This is a genomic window from Demequina capsici (assembly GCF_032102965.1).
In the GTDB taxonomy this organism is placed as follows: Bacteria; Actinomycetota; Actinomycetes; order Actinomycetales; family Demequinaceae; genus Demequina; species Demequina capsici.
Window position 1 is genome coordinate 2,767,972 of record NZ_CP134880.1, and the last position, 25,031, is coordinate 2,793,002.

Consider the following 25,031-nt stretch of genomic DNA (forward strand, 5'->3'; position numbering starts at 1 on the left):
TTTCGGGGATTCTCAGCTCGCGAGCGCGGGTGCGTCGACGTGCCGACGCAGGGTCCGTGCCCAGCGGTTGGACGGAAGGTCGGGCCGCAGCGCGGCCATGGACGTGCAGTACTTGCTGACGCGGGCGGGGCGGATGCCTCGCGCCCAGAGGGTGCGATCCACGGCGCCGGCGTGGTGGGAGACCTTGGTCTCCACGATCAGGCGGTGGTCGTACGCGATGGATCGGCCGTCGACGTCATGCGCCTCGACTCCGGCATCGACAGTGACCCGCCCGTCCGGGGTGACGAGCGTGGTCCGCACATAGGTGGTGGTGAGGGAGGGACGGAGCGACGCGGCCACATCGGCCAAGCGGGGGAAGCCGCCCACGAAGTCGAGCGCCTCCGACGTGAGCCCCTCGGCCACGTCGGGCCGGGAGTCGAGGAACAGCCGCGACTTGACCGTGGATCCTGAGGCGCTCCGCTCCTTGACCTCGATCGCCGAGGCGCCCGTGTCCAGATAGTGCCTGGTGCGGACCTTGGTGCGGCGAGGTCGCCGGCGCGCTGCGTCCCGGTACATCTGCAGATCGTCGGTGTCCAGGTAGACGGACTCGTAGCGGAACGACCGCCGTCCGTCGATCTCCAGGACCTGCACGGGCACGTCGAGCGACGCGACGACCTCGGCCCAGTGACCGGGCTCGACCACGTACTTGCGGTCCACCCTGGTGAGCATGGCCGCCGTGGTCTCGATCTGCTCGAGGCTGATCGCGGGCAGGGTGCCGACGTACGCCTCCCAGGGCGTGACGAGCGTCATCGCAGGCCCGCCGGGCTCGTGACGTGGAGCTCGCCCGTCGCGGCGACGGTGCCCAGCGCGTCGTCCGGGTCGATCAGCGTGTAGCGCACCTCGCAGGCGGTGGTCTCCGCCACGTAGTCGACCTTGCGGATGGAGATCCGGTGCACGGTGGCGCCGAGCATGGCGGCCGCGAGGTCGGAGGCGGCCTTCTCGTCGGCGACGGCGCGATCCAGCACCAGCTGGGTCATGCGTGTGCGGCCGAACAGGGCGGGGTGGTCGCCGATGAGGATGACGGCGAGCAGCACGGCCATCAGCGTGAAGCTCACCGCCGGGTTGCCCGACGGGAAGCCGCCCAGGAGGCCGAGCGCGATCGCCGTGAAGTAGTAGGCGATCTCGTTGTGCTCCATCTCGGTGGAGCGCAGGCGGATGATCGACAGGACCGCGAAGATGCCCATGCCGAACCCGAGCGTGAGGTCGGCCGTGGCCATGGCGTAGGTGACGCCCATGACGCCCACGTTGATGGCGAGGAAGGACACGATGAGGTCCTTGCGCCTATGGCGCGGGAAGTACAGCCCGAAGACGAGGGCGGCGATGGCCACCAGATCGGCGGCGATGTAGGCGAAGACTGACATGGTGGGCTCCCCTGAGCGTGGTCGTTGGGACGATGAGGGCTGTTCACCCTTCGTTCATCCAGCAAACCTGGGGATTCTAAGAAAGCGCTAAGAAGGACCACAGAGAGCTCGCCGATCACGCCGGCGACCGGTTTCCTGCAGGTTCTGGTCCCATTCGCGCGGTTTCGGCGGGAACCACGTGGCCGATCTGAGCGTTCTGACCACCTGTTCTCAGCGAACGTGGAGCCGTCTCTGTGAGACTGTTCGCATGTCACAGCGCCGCATCCTGGTTGTCGACGACGAGGACAACCTTCGCACCATGCTCGTCGCCGCCCTCAAGTACGAGGGCTTCGACGTCACGTTCGCCCCCGACGGTCAGACCGCGCTCAAGCTGGTGCGTGAGTCGGCGCCGGATCTCATCGTGCTCGACGTGATGATGCCGGACCTCGACGGCTTCGCCGTGACCAAGCGCCTGCGAGACAGCGGCAACCGCACGCCCGTCATCTTCCTCACCGCGCGCGACTCGGCATCGGACAAGGTCCAAGGCCTGCAGATCGGCGGCGACGACTACCTGTCCAAGCCGTTCGCGCTCGAGGAGCTCGTGGCGCGCGTCGAGGCGGTGCTGCGCCGCGTCGACGCGTCCCCCGACTCCGCTGAGACGTGGACGCTCGCGGACCTCGCGATGGACGACGTGTCGCACCGCGTCACCCGCAACGGCGAGGAGATCCACCTGTCGCCCACCGAGTACAACCTCGTGAAGTTCCTGCTGCAGAACACCGGGCGCGTCCTGTCGCGCGGGCAGCTGCTGCAGAACGTGTGGGGCTACTCCCCCGACGACGACCCGTCGGTCGTCGAGACGTACATCGGCTACATCCGCCGCAAGGTGGACGCCTTCGAGCCCAAGCTCATCCACACCGTGCGCGGAGTCGGCTACACGATGAGGGTCCAGCACACATGAGCGAGGCGCACCCCGGGCTCTCTCTGAGGACCCGGCTGATGATCGGCCTCGCCGTCGTCGCGGCGATCGCGATCGGCGTGGCCGTCACCGTCACCGTCACCACGCACAGCTATCTGGTGCAGCAGCTCGACGCCCGGCTCGAGTCGTACTCCGGCCAGATCGACGCGGTCCTGCTCCACCGCAACGACTCGAGCAGCGACGTCATCGTGCCGCTCACGCCGCCCGGCTCCACCGAGAGCTCCGAGCGGCCCTCCGACGCCTACACCGGGCTCATCAACGCGACCGACGGATCGTACGGTTTCGCCCTCAAGCCCAACACGGCGTCCGACGACACCGAGCCCGATCTGTCGCAGCTCGACGTGGCGCTGTTCGCCGACGGCCAGGCGTTCTCCACGACGGTCGACGCGCTGGGCGGCGAGGCCGGCGAGTACCGGGTGCTGGTGCGGCCCTTCAACGCCTCCGGAGGGACCTACTGGTCGTTCACCGCGCTGTCCATGGACAGCGTGCAGGACGCGACCACCCGCCTCGTCGTGATCGAGGCGTTCGGCATCGGTGCGCTGCTGGCAGGCCTCGCTCTCGTGGGCCTGTGGGTGATCCGGCTGGGGATCACGCCCATGCGGCGGATGGTGGACGCGTCCAAGCAGATCGCCGAGGGCGACATGTCGGTGCGTCTCGAGGGCGCGTCCGCGGGCTCCGAGAGCCACGACCTGGCGATCGCGCTGAACGGGATGATCGGCCGTCTTCAGGCCTCCCTCACCGAGCGCGAGCGTTCCGAGGCCAAGCTGCGCGAGTTCGTCGCCGACGCGTCCCATGAGCTCCGCACCCCGCTCACCACGGTCCTGGGCTATGCGCAGCTGTACCGCAAGGGCGCCCTGTCCGACAAGGCCGACGTGGACGATGCCTGGGTGCGCACCGAGTCCGAGGCCGGTCGCATGAAGCGCCTGGTCGAGGACATGCTGGAGCTTGCGAAGTACGACGCGCTGCCCGAGCTGCAGCGGGTGGACGCCGACATCACCGCCCTCGCGGCGGAGATCGTGGGCGACTCCGCGGCCGCGGACCCCGACACCGAGTTCGCGCTCGAGGCCGACGGCCCCGCGATCGCCGCCGTCGACGCGGACAAGGTGCGGCAGGCCGTGATCAACATCGTGCGGAACGCGGCGATCCACGGCGGCGACAACGTCACGGTGCGCGTCACCACCACCTCCGGCGCTGTCCGCATCGCGGTGGAGGACGACGGGCCTGGCATGAGCCCCGAGGTCGCCGCACGGGCGACCGAGCGCTTCGTGCGCGGCGACTCGTCGCGCTCGCGTGCGACGGGTGGCGGCGCCGGGCTGGGCCTCGCGATCACCGCGGCCATCGTGGACGCGCATGGCGGCACTCTCAACGTCACGAGCACCGTGGGGCACGGCACCACCGTGACCATGACGATCCCGCGCGCGCCGCTGACCACCGGCGCGACCCCGATCGTGCGGACCGCGCCGTCGCCGGCGTCCACCGCGTCGGCGCCGTCGGCCAGCACGCCCGCGCTCGGCGACTGAGCCGCCCCGGCGTCGCGCGCGGTAGCGTCGGCCCATGGACCCGGACCTGACGGCCGTCGCGGCACGGCTGCGGGCTGCGGGCTGCGTGTTCGCCGAGGACGAGGCAGCGCTGCTGGTCGAGGCGGCCGCGAGCGGGTCCGCGGCGCTGGAGGACCTGATCGCACGGCGCTGCGCGGGCGAGCCGCTGGAGCCGCTGGTCGGCTGGGCGCACTTCGCCGGGCTGCGCATCCCCGTCGCTCCCGGCACCTTCGTGCCGCGTCGACGCACCGAGCTCGTGGCGCGTCTGGCCGTCGCGCTCGCCCCGGCCGACGGGGTCGTGGTGGACCTGTGCACCGGCACCGGCGCGATCGCGGCCGTCGTCGCGTCGCGTCGGCCGGGTGCGACAGTGATCGGCGCCGACCTCGACCCTGCCGCGGTGGCCGTCGCGTCGGTCACGCTGGGAGCGTACGGCGCCACCGCCGTCGTCTCCGACATGGCGGACGACCTGGCTCCCGACCTGCGTGGGCGCGTGGACGTCGTCACCGCCTGCCCGCCCTATGTGCCCACCGCTCAGATCGCGCACATGCCGCGCGAGGCGCGGGAGCACGAGCCGCTGCGGGCGCTCGACGGAGGCGCGGACGGCACCGATCTGCAGCGGCGCGTGCTCGAGGCGGCCGCCGCGCTGCTGCGCCCGGGGGGGCACGCGGTGGTCGAGACGTCCGTACCGCAGGCCCCTCTCACCGCCTCGCACGCCACGGCGCTCGGCCTGACCTCCCGCGTGGAGCGGGACGACCAGCTGGGCGCCGTGGTCGTGGTGGCGTCGAAGCCGCGCGCTCAGTCGTCCTGAAGCATCCGCTCCAGGCGCGCGTAGCTGGTCTCCATGCCCTCGACCATGCCGGTGCCCAGGATGAACTCCTTGCTGGCCTCGTCGGGGTACTGGATCACGAGCGTGAGGAGCGTGCCGCCGTCGTCCTCGACCATGGTGAGGTCGTTCGTGGTCTGCGGCGCGGGCGTGCCGCGCATGCGCTCGGTGGTGACGGCGCGGTACGGCGGCTCGGCGAGCAGGCATTCGCCCTCGAACCCGAAGGCCGTCCCCTCGGTGCCCTCCTCCGGCTCCCACGCGTAGCGGTACGAGCCGCCCTTGGTGAGGTCCATCTCGCATTCCGTCATGCGCCAGCCGTCGGGGCCCAGCAGCCACTGCCGCATGAGCTCGGGGGTGTTGTACGCGTGCCAGACGGTGTCGCGGTCGGCCTCGATCCACCGGGTGATGCGCACGTGCACCTCGCTGAGCTCCTCGAGCAGCGTGCCCTTGCCCGCGGCGAACTCGCGCAGCCCTTCGAGCACGCGATCCATCTGGCCCATGGCCATGAGGGTGCCCTGCTCCATCCCCATCTCGAGCAGCTGGTTCAGCTCGTCGAGCGAGTTGAACCAGGTGGTGGACACGAATCGTGAGCCTGCGTCGGTCGGTTCGAACACCATGGACATGCGCATCGTGGGCATCTGGGGGTTGGGCTCGCCGTCGTCGGTGGCGAAGCCGTCGACCAGCTCGATCGTCTTGCCGGGCTCGATCCGGGTGAACTCCCAGTAGCCGGACGAGCTCTCCCCCTCCGGGCCCGTCATCGTGTAGTGGGAGCGTCCGCCGACGGCCATGTCGTGCCTGGTGAAGCGGGCCGGCCAGCCGGGAGGGCCCCAGAACTGCTCGAGCTGACGCGGGTCGTCGAACGCGCCCCAGAGCCGCGAGACCGGGACCGGGAACTCGGCGGTGATGGTCATGGTGAGGGCGTCGAGGTCCTTCTCGACATTCGTGATGGGCATGGTGGTCCTTCCGGGGTGCGGGCGGGTCAGGGGTGGGGACCGCTGGGTCGCGGATGGGGCGCGGGCGACGCCTCGCCGAGGAGGGCATCGAGACGGCCGACGCGGTGGCGCCAGAGCTGCTCGTAGCGGGCGAGCAGCTCCTGGGCTCGCGCGAGGCGGGCGGGATCGGCGCGCACGAGGCGGCGCCTTCCGTCCTGGTGGCGGGTCACGAGTCCAGCCTCCTCGAGCACGGCGACGTGCTTGCTGACCGCCGCGAAGGACATCGCGTACGCGGCGGCGAGGTCGGTCACCGACGCGTCGTCGGCGAGGGTACGGCGGACGATGTCTCGTCGCGTCGCATCGGCCAAGGCGTGGAACAGGCGGTCCACCTCGGCGTCGGTCAGATCAGTTGATACAACCATTTGGTTGAACGATACGTCCGATGCACGCGATCCGCCAGTCGAGCGGAGGCGAGGGCATCACGGGACGACCCGGCCGACGCCCACGAGGCGAAGCGCTCGACCCCGTGCGAGGCTCAGCCGTAGACCGCCTGCGTGATCGCGGCCGCGCTCGGGCCGTCCATGCCCTCCGGCGCGGTGTTGGTGAGGATCACCGTCGTGATCCGCTCGGCGGGGTCCACGAACCAGTGGTGACCGTACGCGCCACCCCACACGAAGGTGCCCGGCGAGTGCGGGACCTGCGCCACAGCCGGATCGGCGAGCACCGCCCCGCCCAGCCCGAAGCCCCAGCCGGGACCGTTGCACTCGTTCTCCGGCCCCACCTGCATCGACATCATCTGCCCCGCCGAGTCGGGCGTGAGGATCCCCTGACCGTCACGGCGCAGCGCCTCGAGGAGCTTCAGCACCTCGTCGGCGGTGCCGACCATGCCCGAGCCGCCCGACGGATAGAGCTGCGGGGACGTCGCGCGGCTCGGCGAGAACACGGTCGACGTCCCGTCCTCGTACCTCAGCACGTACGGGTCGGTCATCCGCACCGGTCCGGAGGCGTCCAAGGCGTACGGCACCACCAGACGGTGCAGGTCCTTCGCCACGAACCCGAGGTCGTGGAGACCCAGCGGCTCGATGATGGCGTGCCTCATGATCTCGATGAGCGGCACTCCGGACGACGCCTCGAGCAGGTGGCCCGCCACGTCGAGGCTGAGCCCGTACTCCCATCGCTCCCCTGGCGCGAAGTGGAGCGGCGCCTGGGCGAGCCGGTCCAGGTTCTCGTGCAGCGTCTCGACGGACGAGTCGAGACCGTCGGAGACCCCGAGCGCGTGGTACGGATGGCCAGGCTGCTGCGCGAAGCCGTACCCGAGCCCCGACGTGTGGGTGAGCAGGTGACGCAGGGTCATGTCCGGCTCGGTGCCGTCGGGCAGCAGGGGGTGGAAGCGGGTGAGCCAGAGCGACGTCGGCTCGTCGAGGCCCACCACGTTCTCCTCCACCAGCCGCATGGCGGCGGCGGTCACGAAGGTCTTGGTGACGGACGCGAGCCGGAAGATCGAGTCGCGCTGCATGGGTGCACCCGCCTCGCGGTCGCGCATGCCCGCGGCGCGCGCGTACGCGACCGCGCCGTCGACCGCGACGAGCACGACGCACCCCACCAGGCGTTCCGCCTCGAGCGCAGCGTCGATGGCGGCGTCGAGGCGGGCGGCGAGAGCTGTCATTCGCACATCGTGTCACGCAGCGGAGCGGATGCGATACGCCGCGTGCCGAAATTGCGGGGCCTGCATTGACCTCCACGGCACCTGACGCGTGAGGATCGGGACGTTCAGCCCGCCAGCTGCGCGATCAGCTCGAGCTCCCGCCCGCGGCTGAGAGGCGCGAGGCCCTCGCGGTCGAGGCCGAGCGCACGCTCCTGCGCGAGCACGTCGCTCAGCGTGTCCGCGAGCGCGCGCCGACGTCCGCCGAGCCCGGTGTACCGCCGATCGGAGTGGTAGCCGCAGCGCGCGGGCTCGCCCTTGTCGTCCACCCACAGGCCCATGGAGGACTGTCCTTTCCACTCGCGCACGCCATGGTCGAGCAGCCACGGCCCGGGCGCCTCGACAAGAGGACCCGTGGCGCACGCGACGTCCCGGGCCGCGTCGATCAGCGTCCTCATCGACATCCTGGCGCCCACCGCGTTGACCGGCCCCGTGACGCCGGCCTCGATCGCCTCGACCATCCATTCGACCAGGTCGCGCACGTCGATGATCTGGACCGGCACGGCGGGCTCGGCAGGGACGAGCATGGGGCCGTCGCCGGCCTGCGCCGCGCGACGCACCCAGTACGCGGTGCGGTCGGTCGGGTCGTCAGGGCCTGCGATCACCCCGGCACGCACCACCATCGCGTCGGGGTGCGCGACCAGCGTGTCGGCCTCGCAGCGGGACTTCGCGGCGTCGTAGCGCGAGCCGTCCACCCGCTCGTCGACGGCGGCGGGCTCGCGCAGCGGCGCGTCCTCGTCGATCACGTGCCGCACGGGAAGGTAGGCCGCCACCGAGGACACGTAGGTCCAGTGGCCCACGCGCACGGCGAGCGCCTCCGCGGCCTCCCGGACATGACGGGGCTGCCAGCTCACCTCCACGACCGCGTCCCAGTCGCGGTTCGCCACCTGCCGGTAGGCCCCGGGCTGATCGCGATCCGAGACGACGAGGTGCGCACCTTCGGGCACCGCGCCCGAGACTCCCCGTGCCAGGCACGTCACGTCGTGTCCACGCGTCATGGCGGTCCGGGCGGTGAGCGCCCCCAGCCAGGCGGTTCCTCCGAGGATGAGGATCTTCAGCGGGCGGTGCGTCATGGCTCAAGGCTAGAGCCGGGGCGTCACAGCTGGATGCGCATCACGCGGCGGCGGGCGCTGGGCGCGGCCACCTCCGTCATCCCCGCCGCCTCGAAGGCTCCGACGGTGCCGACGTAGAGCTCGCCGGGGTAGGTGCCCTTCGCCGGATCGAGGACCACCGGATATCCCTCCACGGCCCGTGCGCCCCCTTGGGCGGAGTGCGCGACCGCTGCGGCGGCGAGCACCGCCATGAGGCCGCGACCGCGGAAGCCGCGACGCACCACGAAGCACGACACGACCCAGACGCCGTCGTCGTCCTTGTCCTCGTCACGGCCCAGCCAGGGGATCCGGGCGGTGCGGAACCGTCGGTAGACGGTGCGCGGCTCGACGGCCACCCACCCCGCGGGCTCACCGTCGACGAAGGCGATGAGGCCCGAGCTGGCCGCATCGCCGCCGCGATCGCAGCCGGCCTGCTCGGCCAGCGCCTCTGCACGTGCGGCGGCCGTCATGGTCCGGTACTCCGCGCTGGCGAGGCGCGTCCACTGGCATCGGCACGAGCGCTGGTCGCCCGGGGCGTCGAAGATCGCGTCGAGGTCCTCGCGCCGCGCCTGGGACGCGGGGACGATGCGCACGGTCGGGTCGGTCTCGAGGGTGACGGCCGTCATGGCCACAGTGTCGCGCGAGGGCGGACGTTCCGCGCGGCGACTGCGGCGGGAACGCGCCGCGGTCACAGCTGCTTCGCGTACCACCGGTCGGCGTGCGGCTCGCCGTTGAAGTCAGGCACCTGCACATAGCCGCGCGACTCGTACATGCGGCACGCGGGCCCGAGCACGGAGTTCGTGTCCAGGCGGACCACGTCCGCGCCGCCGCGGACCGCGCGCGCCTCGAGCGCGTCGAGCAGCAGCGCGCCCACGCCCAGCCCGCGAGCGGAGGGGGCGACCCACATCCTCTTGAGGAAGGCCGGCGCGCCCACGGGCACGGTGACGCCGCCGCACGCGACGGGTTGGCCGTGCAGGCGGGCGACGAGGAAGGCGCCGTGCGGCTCAGCCAGGTCGTCGGAGGCGATCGGGACCGCCTTGGCGGGGTCGTACCCGGCGTCGAACGCGGACTGGAGCTCCTCGTAGTACCGCTCGACGCACCAGCGCGCATCGGGCGACGACGGGTCCACGGTCTCGACCGTCACGTGGTGGCGGGTGAGCAGTCGGGTGACGGTGCGGGTCGCGGCGTCGAGCGCCTGCTGCTCATCCGGGTCCAAGCCGGCGAGCAGCGTGGCCGCGGCGTCGTCGCTCAGCGCGTCCAGCGTCGTCACCTCCGCGGTGCCTGCAGCGGTCCTCCTGACCACGCGGGCGCGGGCGTCAGCGGGACTGGGCGCGACCTCCACGAGCCCTTCGGCCTCCAGGGTGCGCAGCAGGCGCGAGGCGTAGCCCGAGTCGAGGCCCAGGCGCGCGCGCAGGGCGGCGATCTCCACGTCGCCCTCGCCGACCTCCCAGAGCAGGCGTGAGGCCGCGAACGGTCGGCCGCGGTCCAGGAAGTCGCCCTGCAGCGCGCCGACCTCGCGCGTCACGACGCGCTGGAACTGACGGAACGACTGGACGAGACGCGGATCCATATCGCTGACATTAGTCAGACATCGGACGCGAGAGCAAGCGCAGCGAGCGCACGCACGGCCGTCAGGGCAGCTGCCCGATCAGCTCCAGCTCCGCGTCGCGGCTCAGGCCCGTCGCCCGCTCGCGATCCACGCCCAGGCCCCTCTCCCATGCCAGGACGTCACGCATCGTCTCCGCCTGGGGACGCCACGCACCACCCGAATCGCGGTACCGGGCCGACGCATGCGTCCCCATCGGCGGGAACGGACCCGCGGCCACCCACAGCGGCAACGCCCTGGGACCAGACCAGCCGACCACCCGGTGGATCGCGAGCCACGGAGTGGTCGCCTCACGCACCTCACCGGTGTGCCCCGCGACCTCCCGCGCGAGCGCCACCACGTCCGCCAACGGGATCTGCTCCCCCACCGCGTTCACCGGACCGACCACCCCCGCCGCGCCTGCATCCAGGATCCACGCCGCCAGATCCCGCACGTCCAGGGACTGGGTAGGCGCCGCATCCTTGGGCACCAGCAGCGGCCCCTCACCCGCGAGCGCCGCGCGCGCGGGCCAGTAGCCGAAACGGTCCGACGGGTCGCCGGGGCCGACGATCAGGCCGGGGCGGGCGATCAGGGCCTGCGGACGCAGCGCCAGGGTCAGGTCCTCACAGGCCACCTTCGCCTGCGCATAGTCGGCGCCGGTGGCATCGGCCCTGGGATCGAGCGCGGGCTGTCGTGGCGAGTCCTCCGTGTTCTCCGCGCGTACGGCGGCATACACGGACACGGACGACACGTAGGTCCAGTGGTCCGTCGCGCCGGCCAGCGCCACCAGCGCCTCCTGCACGAAGCGGGGCTGCCAGCTGACCTCCACGACCGCGTCGAAACGACGCCCCGCCACCGCGTCGTACGCGCCTGGGCTGGAACGATCCACCGGCACCAGCGTCGCCCCCGCAGGCGCGACGCCCGACGTGCCGCGAGCCAGGCATGTCACGTCCCAGCCGCGCGCGACCGCCTGCCGCGCGATCTCGGCGCCCAGCCAGGCGGTGCCTCCCAGGATCAGCAGTGATCGGCTCATGGGAGCCACCCTAGGCGACCGTGGCATCCGCGAACGCCGATACAGTTGACGTACGTCAGGAATCACCTGCACCCCCTCCGCGTTGAGACCCCAGGAATGAATCGCACCTTCAGCTCGCTCGGCATCCGCAACTACCGCCTCTGGTTCGCAGGCGCAGTGGTGTCGAACATCGGCACCTGGATGCAGCGGATCGCGCAGGACTGGGTGGTGCTCACCGTCCTCACGGACAACTCGGGCTTCGCGGTCGGCGTCACCACCGCGCTCCAGTTCCTCCCTTTCCTCCTGATCGGACCGTGGACAGGCGTGCTCGCGGACCGCGTGGACCACCGCAAGCTGCTCCTCGTCACGCAGGTCGTCGGCGCCGCGCTCAGCGTGGGACTCGGGGCGATCGTGCTCAGCGGCCATGCACAGCTGTGGCACGTGTACGCGTTCGCGCTCGGCCTGGGCTTCATGACCGCGTTCGACAACCCTGCCCGCCAGGCCTTCGTCAGCGACCTGGTCCCCGCGTCGCACCTCTCCAACGCAGTCGGCCTGAACTCGGCGTCGTTCAACGCCGCCCGCCTGATCGGCCCCGGCCTCGCCGGCCTGCTGATCGCCTGGATCGGCTCCGGCTGGGTGTTCCTGCTCAACGGCTTCACGTTCCTGGCGACGATCATCGCGCTGCTGCTGATGCGCAGCGACGAGTTCGAGCGTCAGCGCCGCGCCCCCCGCGGACCCGGCCAGGTCCTCGAAGGCGTCCGCTACGTGCGCAGCCGGCCCGACATCATCGCGATCCTCGTGGTCGTGGGAGTGGTCGGCATGCTGGGGCTCAACTTCCAGCTCACCAGCGCCATGATGGCGCGCGTCGAGTTCGGTCGCGGACCCGGCGAGTACGGCGTGCTCGGCTCGATCCTCGCGATCGGCTCGCTCGGCGGCGCGCTGCTCGCCGCCCGTCGCCGGCAGCCGACGCTCAAGCTCGTCGTCATCGCCGCGTTCGGCTTCGGCGCCGCGAACTCGCTGCTGGCGCTCATGCCGACGTTCTGGACGTTCGCGATCGCGGGCATCCCCGTCGGCTTCGCCGCACTCACGATGATCACCGCCGCGAACGCGACCGTGCAGACCACCACGGAGCCCTCCATGCGCGGCCGCGTGCTGGCGCTCTACATGATGGTGTTCATGGGCACCACCCCCATCGGCTCCCCCATCGTCGGATGGGTCGGAGAGCAGTACGGACCTCGATGGGCCATCGGCATCGGCGCCATCGCGTCGCTCATCGTGGCCACCGCCGTGGGGCTGTGGTCCGCCCGCCGCTGGAACGTGGTGCTCGAGCTCCAGGTCCGACGCCCGTTCGTGAGGTTCGGGCGTGGCCTCGCCCCCGAGGCCGAGCCGATCGCGGACATCGAGACCACGCAGACCTGAACGGCATCCGCACGGGACCGCGGACGACGACGGGGCCGCACCCGTCAGATGGACGAGCCGGCCCCGTGTCGATGAGGCGTCGCACGCCGCGACGGCTGATCACTGCTCAGGCGCGGGGTGCTCCACATGGTGGTCGTCGCGCACCGCGTGCTCATCGCGGATCTCGCGGTGCGTGGTGTTCGCCCGCTGAGCGTTCACGATCAGCGAGATGACGATCGCCGCCACTCCCGCGATCATGCAGATCCACCCGACGGCACCCAGGTTGACGGCGTCGACCGAGGTGTTCAGAGCGAAGGTCAGGATCGCGCCGACGACGATCAGGAAGATCCCTGAACCGATGGCCATGATGTGCTCCTTGCTCCCCACTGTGCGGGGGTCTCGGACGGCCATCGAGCCTCGTGAGCTCAGGGCCGCCGACCGCTCCTGCAGTCACAGAGGGCAACCCGACGTCGCTTCTCAGATATTCCGAAAACGCGGTCGATCTGTCATATACCAGGGATGTCACTCGGAGCGTGAGGAGCTTCCGCATTCGTCGAACGCCTGCTGCAGCAGGTCCTGTAGCGCCGCCGGCGGTCGGATCTCCACATAGGCGGGAGCGGCGCCGTCCACCGCCTCCCAGACACGGAAGACGAACGTCTTCTTGCTCTCCGCGAAGACATGCGGATCGCAGCGCGTGGCGCTCAGGCGGACCGGTACCACCACCTGGTCGCTGCCCGCCGCGAGGGTCGTCGGCACCGCGCCGTCGATCCCCGCCAGATCGAACACGACCGAGCCTGCGACAGAGTCGAGCACCACGTCGCCGGCCGCCGTGCCTCGCGTGAGCACGAGCGTCGTGTCCACGTCCGTCCCGGAGCGGGTCGCGTCGGAGCCGAAGGCCACCGGCGCCGCGTCCTGCACCGCCTTCATGGCGCATTCGTCGGCCGCGATCCCGGCAAGGACCTCGTCAGGCGCGGGAAGCGTGAGCGACTGGACGACGCCGTCCACCGAGACCTCCAAGGTCACGGTCGTGCCCGCGTCGGGCGGGTCGCAGACCACAGCGCCCAACGGCACCCTGACCCTAGTCGTGTAGCCGTCGAAGATCCGCACGTTCTCCGCCACCTGGTTCGTCGGCATGAAGCGCGGGGAGTCGAGCATCGCGCCGACCACGACGGCATCGTCCGTGACCACGCCGTCGAGCCGCACCTCGATCTTCCTGTCCGCCTGCAAGGTGCGCGGGAAGGCGATGTCCACCGTCGCTGCCGATGCGTCCCAGCCCGTGCCGGCCCACGAGGACGACGTCGCGGCAGAGGAGGCCGACACGGCGGCGGCGGACGTCGACCCGTCGGGAGCGTCGACTCCAGGCGAGCCGCCGCAGCCCGCGAGCGCGACCACGCAGGCGAGCGCGAGCAGCGGGGACGACCGTCTCATCGGGCAAGTATCGCGCTGCCACGGCCGCACGGGAAGGCCCAGAACCCTCGCCATACCTGGTGCGACGAACCTCCCGCACCCTGCTGCACGAATCGGACGAGCCGGACACGCACGGGACCTGAGGAGCACGAAGCACCCTCGCGCCTGCCTCACAATGGGGCCATGGACTCGATGCTCATCCTCGACAACGGCACCTGGCGCGTGGGCCTGCTGCCCGCGACCGGCGGCTCCATCGCCTACGGCCAGGTGCGGATCGACGACGCGTGGGTCGACGCGATGCGTCCCACCCCCGCCGAGGTGGAGAAGTCCGGCGACACGGCGTCGTTCCCCCTGGTCCCGTGGTCCAACCGCATCAGCGGACCGGTGCTGCGCTGGAACGGCGAGGAGCACCCGCTGCGCGTCACGAGCGGAGACGGCACCGCCATCCACGGCGTGGGCCTCAAGCACCCGTGGAACGTCGCCGAGTTCGACGCGACCCACGCAGTCCTCACGCTCGATTCGCGCGACCTCGAGGACCCCAACTTCCCGTGGCCCTTCACCACGGCATTCACGTACGCGCTCGACGGGGCCCGGCTGATCGTGACGATGGCGCTCACAAACGTGTCCGACGAGACCTTCCCTGCCGGTCTGGGTCACCACCCGTACTTCGTGCGGCGGCTTGGCTCCGACTCCGCGCCGCTCGGCGGGGACGCAGAGCTGCAGATCCGCTGCGACGCAGGCTACGAGCTCGTGAACTGCCTGCCGACCGGCGCCGCTGGCGAGGTCCCCGCGCATGCCGACTACCGCACGCGTCGGCCGCTCGGGCACGTGCACGTGGACGACTGCCTCACCGGCCGCACCTCCCCCATCGCCGCGACCCTCACGTGGCCGCGCGCCCTGCAGCTGGACCTCGAGGCAGACGACGCGCTGAGCCACATCGTCTGCTACGTCCCCGAGGGCAAGCCGTTCTTCGCGGTAGAGCCCGTCACGCACGCCAACGACGCGCTGCGGCTCGCCGCCGAGGGCGTCGACGGCGTGGGCGTGCACCCACTGGCACCGGGCGAGACGTTCACCGCCCGCTGGTCCCTGACGGCCACGCTGCTCTGAGGCCCGCCTGGGGAAGTTCGCTTCCCGCGGCCCGAACCCATTACGATGGGAGGGCCGTCATGGCGCTGCGGGTGTAGTTCAATGGCAGAACTTCAGCTTCCCAAGCTGATAGCGCGGGTTCGATTCCCGTCACCCGCTCCACGAGAAAGGCCCCTCATACGAGGGGCCTTTCGTCGTCTCTGCGCCAGCAGCCCGGTGGCATAGGCACCCTCGCCTTCGCACCCGCACCCGCACCCACGCCCGCGGCCACCGCCACCGCCACCGCCACCGCCACCGCCACCGCGTAATGGAACATGACTGTACGAATCCCGGCAGAAACGTGCACTGACGTACCAAGCCAGCGCGCAGTGGCGCGCGTCGAACTCGCAGTGGCATAGGTCGGCCGCGCAGTGGCGGGCGTCGAGCCCGCAGTGGCATAGGTCAGCCGCGCGGCAGCACCGTCAGCACACGGACCACATGGTCGCGGAACTCCTGCATGTAGGCGGTGAGGAAGGCCTCGACGGACGGGTCGGTGACCTCGCCGTCGGCCGTGACGAGCCCCGGCGTGAAGGTCACGTAGGCCTCAGGCGCGGTCATCTGCCGGGCGTTGCAGAAGCTCAGGACCGCGCGGAGGCTCTGCTGCCCGACGGCGGTGCCGATCTTGCCGGGCGATGCGCCGATCACCGCGGCCGGCAGGTGGTGGAACGAGTTGGTGCCCTTGGGCCGTGACGCCCAGTCGATCGCGTTCTTGAGCGCGCCGGGGATGGACCTGTTGTACTCGGGGGTGACGAACAGGACCGCCTGCGACGCGGCGATCGCGTCCTTGAGAGCGCGCGCCTCGGGCGGGTAGTCCTCGTCGTAGTCGGGGCTGTAGAGCGGCAGGCCGCCGATGGGGATCTCGGTGAACTCCAGGTCCTCGGGCGCTAGCCGGATCAGCGCCCTGCTCAGCAGGCGGTTGATGGATGTGGACGACAGGCTTCCGACGAAGTAGCCGACGCGGTACGTGGTGCTCATGAGGTCCTCCAGGTGGCGCTGGTCCGACACGGCCCACGATAGGCCGCAGGCACGGACCGTGCGAGATGCGAGCGGGGTTCCGCAACGGGCGCACGCGGCAGCACCGACCCGGCATCCGTCAGCTCGCGTCGCCCCACGCCTCCGGCACCACGAGCGCGCGGATCCACACGTCCTGAAGGTGTGCTGCGAACTGCCCGGCGGTCCAGCCGCGGCGCATGAGCACGGCGTAGTGCTCGGCGCTGTTCGTCGACCAGACCAGGTCCGCCACGGCCTGGTCGTCGAGGTCGGCGCGGAGCTCGCCGGTGGCGCGCAGGTCGGCTGCGAACAGCAGCATGTTGCCCGCGCGGCGCTCGTCGAGGCGCGACCAGACCTCGGCGCACGCCTTGTCGGTGCGGCCCGCCTCGCGCAGCGCCTCCTGGAGCGGCGCGACGACGGGCAGCAGGCGACCGAGAGCCTGCGCGTAGATGCGGATCTTCTCGCGTGCGGTCGCGGCGGCGCGCAGCGCGATCACGTAGTCGCGCTGCTCCGCGGGGATCGGCTGCTCGGAGGTGCCGAGCACCGTGTCGATGACGGCGAGCACCAGCTCCGGCTTGCGTCCCACGCTCGCGTAGACGGTGTCGACGGCGACGCCGGCGCGGCGCGCGATCTGCGAGACGGGCACGCCGTAGCCCTCCGTCGTCAGAAGCTCCCTGGCAGCATGCAGGATCGCTGCGCGGGTGCGCTCGGCCTGCTCCTTGCGCACCTGTGAGCGGTAGGTCCTCCTGTTGACAACGTCGGTCATGGATCTATCCTATATTCATCCGACACTACTTCGGGCGAATTACCTCGTCGAAGGAGAACTGAGATGGGCACCGAGCGGATCGACACCGTCGTCATCGGCGGCGGACAGGCAGGGCTCGCCATGGGGTATCGCCTCAAGGAGCGCGGCATACCCCATGTGATCCTCGACGCGAGCGACCGCGTCGGCGACGCCTGGCGCACCCGATGGGACTCCCTCACCCTCTTCACGCCCGCCCGCTACAGCGGGCTTCCCGGCACGCCCTATCCCGCACCCCCGCAGAGCTACCCCACGCGAGGGCAGTTCGCCGACTACCTGGAGCGATACGCCGCCGTGCACGGCCTGCCGGTGCGCTCGGGAACCCGCGTGACACGGCTCGGGAAGGACCACGCCGGCTTCGTCGTGGAGACCGCCACCGACACGATCCACGCGGACCGCGTGGTGCTCGCCGCCGGCTACGACGCGCTGCCGCAGATCCCCGCATTCGCCTCGCAGATCGACCCCGGCACCGTCCAGCTGCACTCCTCCGAGTACCGTCGCCCGTCGGATGTCCCCGCGGGCGACGTGCTGGTGGTCGGCGCAGGCAACTCGGGCGCCGACATCTCGCTCGAGCTCGCCCAGACCCACCACGTCGTCCTCGCGGGACGCCACCCCGGCCAGATCCCGTTCCATATCGACAGCCGGCTCGGACGGCGCGCCAGCCGCGTGGTGTTCTGGGTCTTCTCCCACGTCCTCACGCTCGACACCCCGATGGGTCGACGCGCCGCCGCGAACCTCAAGGGCCACGGCGGCCCGCTGATCCGGGTGAAGACCGCGGACATCGCCGCGGCGGGCGTGCGTCGAGTGGGCCGCATCGCCCGCGTCGACCACGGCAGACCGGTCACGGACGCCGGCGAGGAGCTCGACGTCGGGGCGATCGTATGGTGCACCGGATTCCACGCGGACGGCGCGTGGCTGGACCTCCCTGACATCCAGGCCGACGGACTCCCCGCCCACGATCGCGGCATCTGCCGCACGCAGCCCGGGCTCTACGTGCTCGGCGCGCTCTTCCAGCGTTCGCTCGCCTCGTCCATGATCCACGGCGTCGCGCTCGACGCCGCCTGGATCGCGGACCGAATGGCGCGGTCCGACACCTCCGCGCCCACGCCCGCCGCTACTGAGCCGCGATGACGTCCACGACGAAGACCAGCGTCGAGCCCGCGGGGATCGGACCCATGGGGCGGAAGCCGTAGCCCGACTCCGGCGGCACCACCAGCAGCAGCTGCGAACCCACGGGCTGGCCGACGATGCCGTCCACCCAGCCGTCGATCAGCGCGCCGTAGGCGATCGGGAAGTCGATGGCCGCGCCGCGATCCCACGACGAGTCGAACTTGGCGCCGTCCCACAACCAGCCGCTGTAGTGCACGGTGATGTGCTGACCCTCGACGACGACGGGCCCGGCGCCGGCGTTCAGCACCTCGACCACGAGGCCCTCGGGCATCTCCGCGCCGGAGAAGTCGATGGACGGCGCTCCGGCCGCGTCGCGGGTGATGGTGGGCAGGCTCATGGTCGCACCTTCGGTCGGTGAGGTATCGCGCAAGCCTAAGCCGCCGACGTCCCTCTGGCAGGACATGAGGGTCGGATCCGACGCTGCATGAGCCCTCAGGTCCTGCCAGCGCGCAGTCGCTCACGCCGCGGCCCGCACACGCCCACCGACGCGCACCGACGCGCGGGAGCCGCCTCACCCGTCACAGCACGGACCTGTCCGCCATGATGGCCCCATGGGTGACCACAAAGACACCGCCAGCGAAGGAATCGACCGCACGCACGCGTCGTCCCCGCGTCGTCCCTGGTCCGTCACCGTGCTCGCGCTCCTGATCGCGCTGAGCGCGCTCGCCGACCTGAGCCTGGGCGTGCTTGCAGTCACCGCCGGTCAGGGCGGCAGCACAGGCGCGGTCGACGGGTCGACGACGTTCTCCCTGTGGACGGTGGGGGTCCTGCTGGTCGCGGTGGCCATCGCGCTGTGGCGCGGCTCGAACGGCGCACGCGTGATCCTCACGGTGCTGCTCGGGGTGCGGCTCGTCACCGCGCTGCATGAGGCGACCGTGACGGGCGGCGATGCGCAAGGCCTCGTGCTGTCAGGGCTCGGCAGCGTCGCCATGCTGGCGCTCGCCTGGTCACCGGCCGCGAACCGCTGGTTCCAGAGCGATCGCGAGCGTGAGCTGGCACGAGCCCTGGGCGCCGAGCAGCGCACGGTGCGCCGACGCGTGCTGCGCGGCGTCGAGCTGGCTGTCAGCGTGCTCGTCGTGTCGTGGACCATCACGCTCACGCCGGGCGTCACCTCCGACTCGCGGATCGCGACGCTGTCGGCCGCGATCCTGCTCGCCCTGGTCTCGTGGGCGCTGCAGCCCGCGTGGCTGCTGATCGCGAGCCGCTTCGGATGGGCGGGAGCCCTGGCCGCCGCCCTGTTCGGCAACGCGTCCATCGTGGCGGTCGCGCTGTGGATCGCGCCCGGGATCGACGTGTCGGGACTGGGTTGGGCGATCGTCGCGTCGATCGTCTTCTCCGTCCTCATGACAGCGGTGTCGTGGCTGTTCTCCGCGAGCTCGTACGACTATCTGCTGGTCCACGCGACCCGCATGAGCCTGCGCGGGGTGGCACCCGCCGAGGACGGACAGGAGGGGGTCCTGTTCATCCAGATGGACGGCGTCTCCGCACCGCTCCTGGAGCAGGAGATCCGCGCCGGCAACCTTCCCACCATCTCCCGCTGGATCCGCGGTGGAAGCCACACGTGGACCGAGTGGACGCCGGGCATCCCGTCCACCACGCCCGCCAGCCAGTCGGGCATCCTGCAGGGCTCGAACGCGGAGATCCCGATGTTCATGTGGTGGGACCGGCCGCTGGGCCGCTTCATGGCGACCAACAAGCCGGACGACGCAGGCGTCATCGAGGAGCGCGCGAGCAACGGCCGAGGCCTGCTGGCCGATGGCGGCGTGTCCATCTCCAACCTGTTCTCCGGGGACGCCGAGCGGTCCTACCTCACCGTCAGCGGACTGCGCGCGGGCAAGCGGGACCTGGGCGCCTCGCAGTCGTACGCCGCCTTCTTCACGCACCCTGCAGGCCTGGCTCGCGCGCTGCCCCGCACCGTCGGCGAGATGGCCAAGGAGATCTGGCAGGGACGACGCCAGGTGTGGCGGGGCGTGGAGCCCCGGGTGCCGCGCGGGGCCGAGTACGTGCTCCTGCGCGGCGCCACGAACGCCGTGCTGCGCGACCTCAACGTGGCGCTCGTGATCGACGCGATGATGGACGGCGCCAAGTCCGTGTACGTGGACTTCGTGGACTACGACGAGATCGCGCACCATGCCGGCGTCACACGGCCGGAGTCGCTCGCGTCGCTGTACGGGATCGACCAGGTGCTTCACACCTTCGAGCGCTTCGTGGCGCTGGACATCGCGCCGCGCAGCTACCGGATCGTCCTGGTATCCGACCATGGCCAGAGCCAGGGGCCCACGTTCGAGCAGCGGTACGGGATCTCGCTCGAGGGCCTGGTGCGCGAGCACACGGGTGGGCGCGCGCTCTCCGTGCCTGCACACGACTCCGAGGGCGGTGGGCCCGCTCGCCTGCTGGTCCGCCAGCTCGCGGAGCAGGAGTCGGTGTCGGGCCGCATGGCGAAGGCCGCGCTCAGACGTCGCGACGCGGCGAAGGGGGACGACGCACCCGCCCCCTCGCCGGGTGGCGACGACGACGGGCCCGAGCTCGTCGTCGTCGGCTCGGGCAACCTGGGCGGCGTCTGGTTCACCGAGTCCGCCGAGCGGCTGACGCTCGCGGATCTCGAGGCGCAGCACCCCGGACTGATCGAGGCGCTCGCCACCCACCCCGGCGTCGGGTTCGTGGTGGTGCAGGCCGGTTCCGGTCCCGTGGCGATCGGACCGCGCGGCGTGCATCGGCTCTCCAGCGGCGAGGTCGACGGCGAGGACCCGTTGGCGGCGTTCGGGCCGAACGCTCCTGCCGACATGCTCCGCGCCGCGAGCTTCGCCGACGCGCCTGACATCTACCTCAACTCGGCCCACGACGAGGCGCTCGACGAGGTCTACGCGTTCGAGGAGCTGGTGGGCTGCCATGGCGGTCTCGGCGGATGGCAGACGCGCGCGCTGCTGCTGCACCCCACCGACTGGTCCGTGGACGAGGACCTCAAGGATGCGCAGGGGAAGCTGCACGGCGCCGAGACCCTGCACAGGCAGCTGGTGCGTTGGCTGGAGCGGCTGGGGCACCGGGAGGCGCTGCGCGAGGCACCTCCGGTCGCCGCCGCGACCGCCGCGCCCGGCGACGCCCCGCGGGACGCTGGCGAGCACACAGCCAGACCGGTCAGCTGAGCATCAGTGCGCGGTCGCGACGCACCTTGCGCAGCGCGACGCCGAGGACGACGGCCGCCACCAGCTGGGTCGCGGCGACGACGATGGCCAGCCACGTGACCGACACGTCGTACAGCCACCCGGCCATGAGCCCGCCGCCGATCGCCATGACTCCCTGGACGGCGGCGAACACCCCGTACGCGGTGGCGCGACGCGGTGCCTCCACGACGTCCGCGACGAGCGCCTTGATGGTCGAGTCCTGGATGCCGAACGCGAGACCCCACACGAGCACGCCCCCGATGGACACCCAGAGACGGCCGCTCATCGCCACGGCGGGGACGATCGCCACAAGCACGGGGACGGCGTACAGCACTCGCGTCCCGATCCGGTCGTAGAACCAGCCGATCACGAGCGCTCCGAGCGCCTCCGCGAGCATGCCGAAGGCGTAGATCACGGGCACCGCCGCGTCGGATGCCAGGCCAGAGACGACGAGGTGGTAGCCGATCAGACCGAACGTCACGAGGCCACCGGTCATGAGACCGGCAGCGGCCGCGTACCAGAAGAACACGCGCGGCAGCCCCGCACCCACCGCCCTCGCGAACCAGGAACGATGCTCCTGCTCGGCTTCGGCGCCCAAGCGCTGGGTGCCGCCGAGCGATGCCTCGGGCACAGCCGCCCTGTGTGCAGGCTCGGGCGTGTGGGCACGAGTGGCGAACAGCACGATCATCGCGGCCACTCCAGGGACCGCGAGCGCCGCCGGCCCCCACCAGAGCGCGCCGGTCGCGCCGACGACCGCGGCCACCAGGAGCGGACCCAGAAAGGCGCCTGTCTGGTCGAGCGCTTTGTGGACGCCGAACCCGCGTCCCGTGCCCACCCGGGTGGCGGCGTCGGCCAGCAGCGCGGACTTGGCGGGGCTGCGGACCGCCTTGCCCACACGCTCCAGGAGGATCAGCACGGACGCGACGGCCAGGCCCGCAGCACCCAGGAACGGGGTGAAGGCCAGGAGCGGCACGGACACGACCGTGAGCGCGTAGCCGACGATGGTCACCGCCCAGTAGCGACCGGTGCGATCCGTCAACGGACCGGACACGAGCCGGAGGATCAGGGCGACCGCCTCGCCGGCACCTGTCACCACGCCCACGACGACCGCGGTCGCGCCGAGGCTCGCGAGCAGCGGGCCGTAGAGGGAGCGCGCACCCTCGTAGACCATGTCGGCGGCGAGGCTCGTGACGCCCAGCATGACAACCACGCGCCACGGCGCCCATCGCGTGCCGGGCTGACCGGTCGCGCGCGACCCTCGGGGCGGTGGCGTGCTCACGGGTCCACGCTAGAGGTCGCGCTGCCGTGAGTCACGGGGGCCATGCCCCGCGCGCGGGCGTCGACGACGGCCTCTCCCCGTCGTCGACGCCCGTGCCGCCAACCCGTCAGGCGAGGACGCCGTACTCCTTGAGCAGCTCACCGATCTGGGTGTCGTGGGTGTACTTGTGCACCAGCCGGCGCCCGATCGGTCCGCCAGGCACGTCGACGGGCTCGCCGTCGCGCAGGCGGATGGTCGCGGCCAACAGCGTCCGCACGTCGTACGTGGAGTTGAAGACCTCGGGGATACCGCGGTCGATGTCGAGCAGCGTGTAGACCGCCTCCATCGGGGTGCGGACGGAGTACTCGGTGGTGAAGATGCAGTCGCGACCCGACTCGGCGAACTGACCGAGGAAGGCGAAGTTGACCGACCCGGCGGGCACCACGTCGGGCCTGTCCCCCGCCTTGCGCGGCATGAAGAACGCGGTGACGTACGGCATCATCACGGGCACCGTCTTGGCGCCGGTAGCGGCGAGCTCGTCGATCTGGTCCACGGGGACGCCCATGTGGAAGAGCCACTCGCGGGTGATCTCCTCGCCGGTGCACTCCTGCATCGGCTTCTTCACGTAGTCACCGGGACGGTCGACGAACAGCGAGTAGACCCACACGACGATCTGGTCGGGGCTCTGCTGCTTGAAATGCGGCTGGCGGTTGACGGTCCACGACAGCAGCCACGACGAGTCCTGCGCGGTGACGATGCCGCCGGTGACGACCTTGCCGCTGAACGGGTCGCGCTTGGCGATCCTCTGGATGTGCTCCGGGATGCGCCTGTCCAGCGTGGTGACGGTGGCGGACTCCCACTTGGTCTCGGCGATGTGCGCGCCGAACACGTCGGGGTGGCCGAAGGACGGGTGCTTGGCGGCGATGCGGCGCCACAGGTCCCATGCGGGGGCGGGCCCCTCGTCGAGCTTGGCGGGCGTGTGGTGGTCGCCGTTGTCGGAGTTCTCGGTGAGGGAGCCGATGGTCATGAACAGCAGGTCGTCGGGCCCCAGATCCGTGATGCCTTCGGCATCGTCCTTCTTCCAGTGCAGCGCCGTCGCCTGCTTGCGATCGCCGTCGAAGGCGAAGTCGACATCGGTGACCTCGGTGTGGAACTCGAACCTCACCCCCTTGTCCAGCAGCCACGTGTAGAGCGGCAGCACCAGGGACTCGTACTGGTTGTACTTGGTGAACTTCAGCGCGGTGAAGTCCGGCAGGCCGCCGATGTGGTGGATGAAGCGGTGCAGATAGAGCTTCATCTCGAGGACGGAGTGCCACTCCTCGAAGGCGAACATGGTGCGCCAGTACATCCAGAAATGCGAGTCGAGGAACTCGCGCCCGAAGAACTCGTCGATGCGGACGTTCTCCACCTGCTCGCGGGTGGCCATGAACAGCTTGACGATCTCCTTCTGGGCCTTCTCGGTGAGGCCGAACCGCCCGTCGGTCTTGGCGTCCTCGCCCTGGTTGACGGTGGCGCGCTGCAGCGAGTAGTTCGGATCGTCGCGGTTGAGCCAGTAGAACTCGTCGAGCACGCTCGCGCCCTCGATCTCGAGCGACGGGATGTCACGGAACAGGTCCCACAGGCACTCCCAGTGGTCCTCCATCTCGCGTCCGCCGCGGATCACGAAGCCCTTCTTGGGCTCCTTGATGCCATCGAGCGCGCCTCCAGGCAGGGGCAGTCGCTCAAGGATCGTGATCCTGTCGCCGGCCATCTGCCCGTCGCGGATGAGGAACGCCGCTCCCGAGAGCGACGCGAGGCCGGCGCCGACGAAGGTGGCGGTCTTGTTCTCGACGCCTTCGGGCTTGCGCGGCCTCACGAAGGCCTCGTAGTTGCCGCTGGTGTAACGCATGGATGTGCTTCCTTCCTGGTATGAGGGCGTGCGGCGGCTCACGTCGGCGCACGCCGGTGGGGACGTTCGGGGTGAGGGTGGGACGACGTCAGGCGTCGCCCGGGCCGGCGGTGGCGCCGACAGCGGCGAGGTAGCCCCGCACGATCTGCGTGACCTGCGCGCACAGCTCGTGCGGCGCGTCGAGGTCGGGGTGCAGCTGGTTGAGCGGCTGGACGAGCAGCAGGTTCAGCACGGCGAACACGGAGCGGGCGGCGCGGCGGGCGTCGGCAGGGTTCGCGCCAGGTGGCGCCGCCTCCTCGAGGCGGGCCGCGATGCGGGCCTCGAGGTCCGCGACTGTGGCGAGGCCTTCGGCGCGGTACTCCTCGTCCGGAGGTCCGAACAGGAGCTCGCGCTGGTAGTCGGCCGAGTCGCCGAGGTCGAGCGCCCACTCGAGCGAGGGGCGGACCATCGCGCAGATGGCGGCGGCCACGTCGGTCTCGTCGGCTGCGGCGGCAGCGCCCTCGTGGACCGCGGCGGCCAGGCGGACGTTGTAGACCATGAGGAACAGCTCGCCCTTGGTGGCGGCGTAGCGGAACAGGGTCCCTGCCCCGACGTCGGCCCGTTCGGCGATCTGCTGTGTGGTGACGTCCTCGAAACCGCGTTCGGCGAAGAGCTCGGCGGCTGCGGCGAAGATCCTGTCGCGCTTCTCGCGCTTGTTGCGCTCGCGCCGACCTTCCGTCTGCGACGTCGCAGCATCCACGTCGATGCCTCCTTGGTGCGCGGCTCGCCCCTCATGAGGCACTCGCCTCGCGCGG

General features: G+C 71.0%; 24 protein-coding genes and 1 tRNA gene. 8 read left to right on the forward strand and 17 right to left on the reverse strand.

Annotation, left to right across the window (positions count from 1 at the left end; all coding sequences use genetic code 11):
* Positions 1-12: 12 nt before the first annotated feature.
* Both RN607_RS13185 and RN607_RS13190 read right to left on the reverse strand, forming a co-directional pair.
* Positions 13-789 carry a VTC domain-containing protein gene (locus RN607_RS13185; RefSeq protein WP_313497912.1) on the reverse strand — a complete coding sequence of 259 codons (777 nt, stop codon included), beginning with the start codon at positions 787-789 and terminating at the stop codon, positions 13-15.
* Positions 786-1,400 carry a DUF4956 domain-containing protein gene (locus RN607_RS13190; RefSeq protein WP_313497914.1) on the reverse strand — a complete coding sequence of 205 codons (615 nt, stop codon included), beginning with the start codon at positions 1,398-1,400 and terminating at the stop codon, positions 786-788. The genes RN607_RS13185 and RN607_RS13190 overlap by 4 nt, the downstream gene beginning before the upstream one ends.
* A gap of 247 nt (positions 1,401-1,647) precedes the next feature.
* Between RN607_RS13190 and RN607_RS13195 the strand changes: the two genes are divergently transcribed.
* Genes RN607_RS13195 through RN607_RS13205 form a run of 3 tightly spaced genes read left to right on the forward strand, consistent with a single transcriptional unit; the run spans position 1,648 to position 4,701 of the window.
* Positions 1,648-2,337 (forward strand): response regulator transcription factor, encoded by a 690-nt coding sequence (locus RN607_RS13195; RefSeq protein WP_313497916.1) that lies wholly within the window; start codon positions 1,648-1,650, stop codon positions 2,335-2,337.
* The gene (locus tag RN607_RS13200) at positions 2,334-3,875 is read left to right on the forward strand and encodes a sensor histidine kinase (RefSeq protein ID WP_313497918.1); all 1,542 of its coding nucleotides are present in this window, start codon (positions 2,334-2,336) and stop codon (positions 3,873-3,875) included. Before RN607_RS13195 ends, RN607_RS13200 begins: the two co-directional genes overlap by 4 nt.
* A gap of 34 nt (positions 3,876-3,909) precedes the next feature.
* On the forward strand, positions 3,910-4,701 hold the full coding sequence (locus tag RN607_RS13205) for a putative protein N(5)-glutamine methyltransferase (protein WP_313497919.1): 792 nt from the start codon (positions 3,910-3,912) through the stop codon (positions 4,699-4,701).
* On the opposite strand, the gene RN607_RS13210 is transcribed toward RN607_RS13205, so the two are convergent.
* The 7 genes from RN607_RS13210 to RN607_RS13240 all read right to left on the reverse strand — a co-directional run bounded on the left by RN607_RS13210 (position 4,689) and on the right by RN607_RS13240 (position 11,059).
* Positions 4,689-5,669, reverse strand: coding sequence for an SRPBCC family protein (locus RN607_RS13210; RefSeq protein WP_313497921.1), 981 nt, complete (start codon positions 5,667-5,669; stop codon positions 4,689-4,691). The two genes, RN607_RS13205 and RN607_RS13210, sit on opposite strands and share 13 nt — an antisense overlap.
* A gap of 26 nt (positions 5,670-5,695) precedes the next feature.
* A complete protein-coding gene (locus tag RN607_RS13215; protein ID WP_313497923.1) occupies positions 5,696-6,070 on the reverse strand; it encodes an ArsR/SmtB family transcription factor in 375 nt (124 codons plus the stop codon).
* Positions 6,071-6,183: 113 nt separating this feature from the next.
* Positions 6,184-7,314, reverse strand: coding sequence for a serine hydrolase domain-containing protein (locus tag RN607_RS13220; protein WP_313497925.1), 1,131 nt, complete (start codon positions 7,312-7,314; stop codon positions 6,184-6,186).
* Positions 7,315-7,418: 104 nt separating this feature from the next.
* On the reverse strand, positions 7,419-8,423 hold the full coding sequence (locus tag RN607_RS13225) for an NAD-dependent epimerase/dehydratase family protein (protein ID WP_313497927.1): 1,005 nt from the start codon (positions 8,421-8,423) through the stop codon (positions 7,419-7,421).
* A gap of 23 nt (positions 8,424-8,446) precedes the next feature.
* Positions 8,447-9,067 carry a GNAT family N-acetyltransferase gene (locus RN607_RS13230; RefSeq protein WP_313497929.1) on the reverse strand — a complete coding sequence of 207 codons (621 nt, stop codon included), beginning with the start codon at positions 9,065-9,067 and terminating at the stop codon, positions 8,447-8,449.
* A 62-nt stretch (positions 9,068-9,129) separates the two neighbouring features.
* Positions 9,130-10,011: a bifunctional helix-turn-helix transcriptional regulator/GNAT family N-acetyltransferase gene (locus tag RN607_RS13235; RefSeq protein WP_313497931.1), complete on the reverse strand. Its 882-nt coding sequence runs from the start codon at positions 10,009-10,011 to the stop codon at positions 9,130-9,132.
* Positions 10,012-10,072: 61 nt separating this feature from the next.
* A complete protein-coding gene (locus RN607_RS13240; RefSeq protein ID WP_313497933.1) occupies positions 10,073-11,059 on the reverse strand; it encodes an NAD-dependent epimerase/dehydratase family protein in 987 nt (328 codons plus the stop codon).
* Positions 11,060-11,155: 96 nt separating this feature from the next.
* Between RN607_RS13240 and RN607_RS13245 the strand changes: the two genes are divergently transcribed.
* Complete coding sequence (locus RN607_RS13245) at positions 11,156-12,457, forward strand: MFS transporter (protein WP_313497935.1); 1,302 nt, start codon at positions 11,156-11,158, stop codon at positions 12,455-12,457.
* Between the two features lie 99 nt (positions 12,458-12,556).
* Here the strand turns inward: RN607_RS13245 and RN607_RS13250 are convergent, their stop codons facing one another.
* Both RN607_RS13250 and RN607_RS13255 read right to left on the reverse strand, forming a co-directional pair.
* Entirely contained in the window at positions 12,557-12,802 is a 246-nt protein-coding gene (locus RN607_RS13250; protein ID WP_313497937.1) for a DUF6458 family protein, read from the reverse strand.
* Between the two features lie 156 nt (positions 12,803-12,958).
* Positions 12,959-13,864 carry a hypothetical protein gene (locus RN607_RS13255; RefSeq protein ID WP_313543091.1) on the reverse strand — a complete coding sequence of 302 codons (906 nt, stop codon included), beginning with the start codon at positions 13,862-13,864 and terminating at the stop codon, positions 12,959-12,961.
* Between the two features lie 162 nt (positions 13,865-14,026).
* Here RN607_RS13255 and RN607_RS13260 point away from each other — a divergent pair, with 162 nt between their 5' ends.
* Together RN607_RS13260 and RN607_RS13265 are read left to right on the forward strand one after the other, a co-directional pair.
* Positions 14,027-14,950, forward strand: coding sequence for an aldose epimerase family protein (locus tag RN607_RS13260; protein ID WP_313543093.1), 924 nt, complete (start codon positions 14,027-14,029; stop codon positions 14,948-14,950).
* Between the two features lie 67 nt (positions 14,951-15,017).
* Positions 15,018-15,091: transfer RNA gene (locus RN607_RS13265), tRNA-Gly, on the forward strand.
* 279 nt (positions 15,092-15,370) lie between these two features.
* On the opposite strand, the gene RN607_RS13270 is transcribed toward RN607_RS13265, so the two are convergent.
* Complete coding sequence (locus RN607_RS13270; protein WP_313543095.1) at positions 15,371-15,943, reverse strand: NADPH-dependent FMN reductase; 573 nt, start codon at positions 15,941-15,943, stop codon at positions 15,371-15,373.
* Between the two features lie 118 nt (positions 15,944-16,061).
* Entirely contained in the window at positions 16,062-16,724 is a 663-nt protein-coding gene (locus RN607_RS13275) for a TetR/AcrR family transcriptional regulator (protein ID WP_313543097.1), read from the reverse strand.
* A 63-nt stretch (positions 16,725-16,787) separates the two neighbouring features.
* On the opposite strand from RN607_RS13275, the gene RN607_RS13280 reads away from it, so the two are divergent.
* Positions 16,788-17,891 (forward strand): flavin-containing monooxygenase, encoded by a 1,104-nt coding sequence (locus RN607_RS13280; protein WP_313543099.1) that lies wholly within the window; start codon positions 16,788-16,790, stop codon positions 17,889-17,891.
* Here the strand turns inward: RN607_RS13280 and RN607_RS13285 are convergent.
* On the reverse strand, positions 17,875-18,267 hold the full coding sequence (locus RN607_RS13285; protein ID WP_313543101.1) for an FKBP-type peptidyl-prolyl cis-trans isomerase: 393 nt from the start codon (positions 18,265-18,267) through the stop codon (positions 17,875-17,877). The genes RN607_RS13280 and RN607_RS13285 overlap by 17 nt on opposite strands.
* 214 nt (positions 18,268-18,481) lie before the next feature.
* On the opposite strand from RN607_RS13285, the gene RN607_RS13290 reads away from it, so the two are divergent.
* Positions 18,482-21,073 (forward strand): phage holin family protein, encoded by a 2,592-nt coding sequence (locus RN607_RS13290; RefSeq protein ID WP_313543103.1) that lies wholly within the window; start codon positions 18,482-18,484, stop codon positions 21,071-21,073.
* Here the strand turns inward: RN607_RS13290 and RN607_RS13295 are convergent.
* The 3 genes from RN607_RS13295 to RN607_RS13305 all read right to left on the reverse strand — a co-directional run bounded on the left by RN607_RS13295 (position 21,066) and on the right by RN607_RS13305 (position 24,976).
* Positions 21,066-22,370 (reverse strand): MFS transporter, encoded by a 1,305-nt coding sequence (locus RN607_RS13295; RefSeq protein WP_313543105.1) that lies wholly within the window; start codon positions 22,368-22,370, stop codon positions 21,066-21,068. The two genes, RN607_RS13290 and RN607_RS13295, sit on opposite strands and share 8 nt — an antisense overlap.
* A 106-nt stretch (positions 22,371-22,476) precedes the next feature.
* Positions 22,477-24,237, reverse strand: a complete 1,761-nt coding sequence (locus RN607_RS13300; RefSeq protein WP_313543107.1) for an oleate hydratase — start codon at positions 24,235-24,237, stop codon at positions 22,477-22,479.
* Between the two features lie 88 nt (positions 24,238-24,325).
* Positions 24,326-24,976 (reverse strand): TetR/AcrR family transcriptional regulator, encoded by a 651-nt coding sequence (locus RN607_RS13305; protein ID WP_313497958.1) that lies wholly within the window; start codon positions 24,974-24,976, stop codon positions 24,326-24,328.
* Positions 24,977-25,031 lie beyond the last annotated feature (55 nt).

What these genes read in the sequence shown, in the direction of transcription:
- RN607_RS13245 (WP_313497935.1), top strand. Translation starts at nt 11,156, where the DNA reads ATGAATCGCACCTTCAGCTCGCTCGGCATCCGCAACTACCGCCTCTGG.
- RN607_RS13280 (WP_313543099.1), top strand. Translation starts at nt 16,788, where the DNA reads ATGGGCACCGAGCGGATCGACACCGTCGTCATCGGCGGCGGACAGGCA.
- RN607_RS13235 (WP_313497931.1), bottom strand. Translation starts at nt 10,011, where the DNA reads ATGGATCCGCGTCTCGTCCAGTCGTTCCGTCAGTTCCAGCGCGTCGTG.
- RN607_RS13285 (WP_313543101.1), bottom strand. Translation starts at nt 18,267, where the DNA reads ATGAGCCTGCCCACCATCACCCGCGACGCGGCCGGAGCGCCGTCCATC.
- RN607_RS13290 (WP_313543103.1), top strand. Translation starts at nt 18,482, where the DNA reads ATGGGTGACCACAAAGACACCGCCAGCGAAGGAATCGACCGCACGCAC.
- RN607_RS13260 (WP_313543093.1), top strand. Translation starts at nt 14,027, where the DNA reads ATGGACTCGATGCTCATCCTCGACAACGGCACCTGGCGCGTGGGCCTG.
- RN607_RS13185 (WP_313497912.1), bottom strand. Translation starts at nt 789, where the DNA reads ATGACGCTCGTCACGCCCTGGGAGGCGTACGTCGGCACCCTGCCCGCG.
- RN607_RS13275 (WP_313543097.1), bottom strand. Translation starts at nt 16,724, where the DNA reads ATGACCGACGTTGTCAACAGGAGGACCTACCGCTCACAGGTGCGCAAG.
- RN607_RS13220 (WP_313497925.1), bottom strand. Translation starts at nt 7,314, where the DNA reads ATGACAGCTCTCGCCGCCCGCCTCGACGCCGCCATCGACGCTGCGCTC.
- RN607_RS13200 (WP_313497918.1), top strand. Translation starts at nt 2,334, where the DNA reads ATGAGCGAGGCGCACCCCGGGCTCTCTCTGAGGACCCGGCTGATGATC.
- RN607_RS13205 (WP_313497919.1), top strand. Translation starts at nt 3,910, where the DNA reads ATGGACCCGGACCTGACGGCCGTCGCGGCACGGCTGCGGGCTGCGGGC.
- RN607_RS13230 (WP_313497929.1), bottom strand. Translation starts at nt 9,067, where the DNA reads ATGACGGCCGTCACCCTCGAGACCGACCCGACCGTGCGCATCGTCCCC.
- RN607_RS13270 (WP_313543095.1), bottom strand. Translation starts at nt 15,943, where the DNA reads ATGAGCACCACGTACCGCGTCGGCTACTTCGTCGGAAGCCTGTCGTCC.
- RN607_RS13195 (WP_313497916.1), top strand. Translation starts at nt 1,648, where the DNA reads ATGTCACAGCGCCGCATCCTGGTTGTCGACGACGAGGACAACCTTCGC.
- RN607_RS13210 (WP_313497921.1), bottom strand. Translation starts at nt 5,669, where the DNA reads ATGCCCATCACGAATGTCGAGAAGGACCTCGACGCCCTCACCATGACC.
- RN607_RS13190 (WP_313497914.1), bottom strand. Translation starts at nt 1,400, where the DNA reads ATGTCAGTCTTCGCCTACATCGCCGCCGATCTGGTGGCCATCGCCGCC.
- RN607_RS13240 (WP_313497933.1), bottom strand. Translation starts at nt 11,059, where the DNA reads ATGAGCCGATCACTGCTGATCCTGGGAGGCACCGCCTGGCTGGGCGCC.
- RN607_RS13215 (WP_313497923.1), bottom strand. Translation starts at nt 6,070, where the DNA reads ATGGTTGTATCAACTGATCTGACCGACGCCGAGGTGGACCGCCTGTTC.
- RN607_RS13300 (WP_313543107.1), bottom strand. Translation starts at nt 24,237, where the DNA reads ATGCGTTACACCAGCGGCAACTACGAGGCCTTCGTGAGGCCGCGCAAG.
- RN607_RS13250 (WP_313497937.1), bottom strand. Translation starts at nt 12,802, where the DNA reads ATGGCCATCGGTTCAGGGATCTTCCTGATCGTCGTCGGCGCGATCCTG.
- RN607_RS13225 (WP_313497927.1), bottom strand. Translation starts at nt 8,423, where the DNA reads ATGACGCACCGCCCGCTGAAGATCCTCATCCTCGGAGGAACCGCCTGG.
- RN607_RS13255 (WP_313543091.1), bottom strand. Translation starts at nt 13,864, where the DNA reads ATGAGACGGTCGTCCCCGCTGCTCGCGCTCGCCTGCGTGGTCGCGCTC.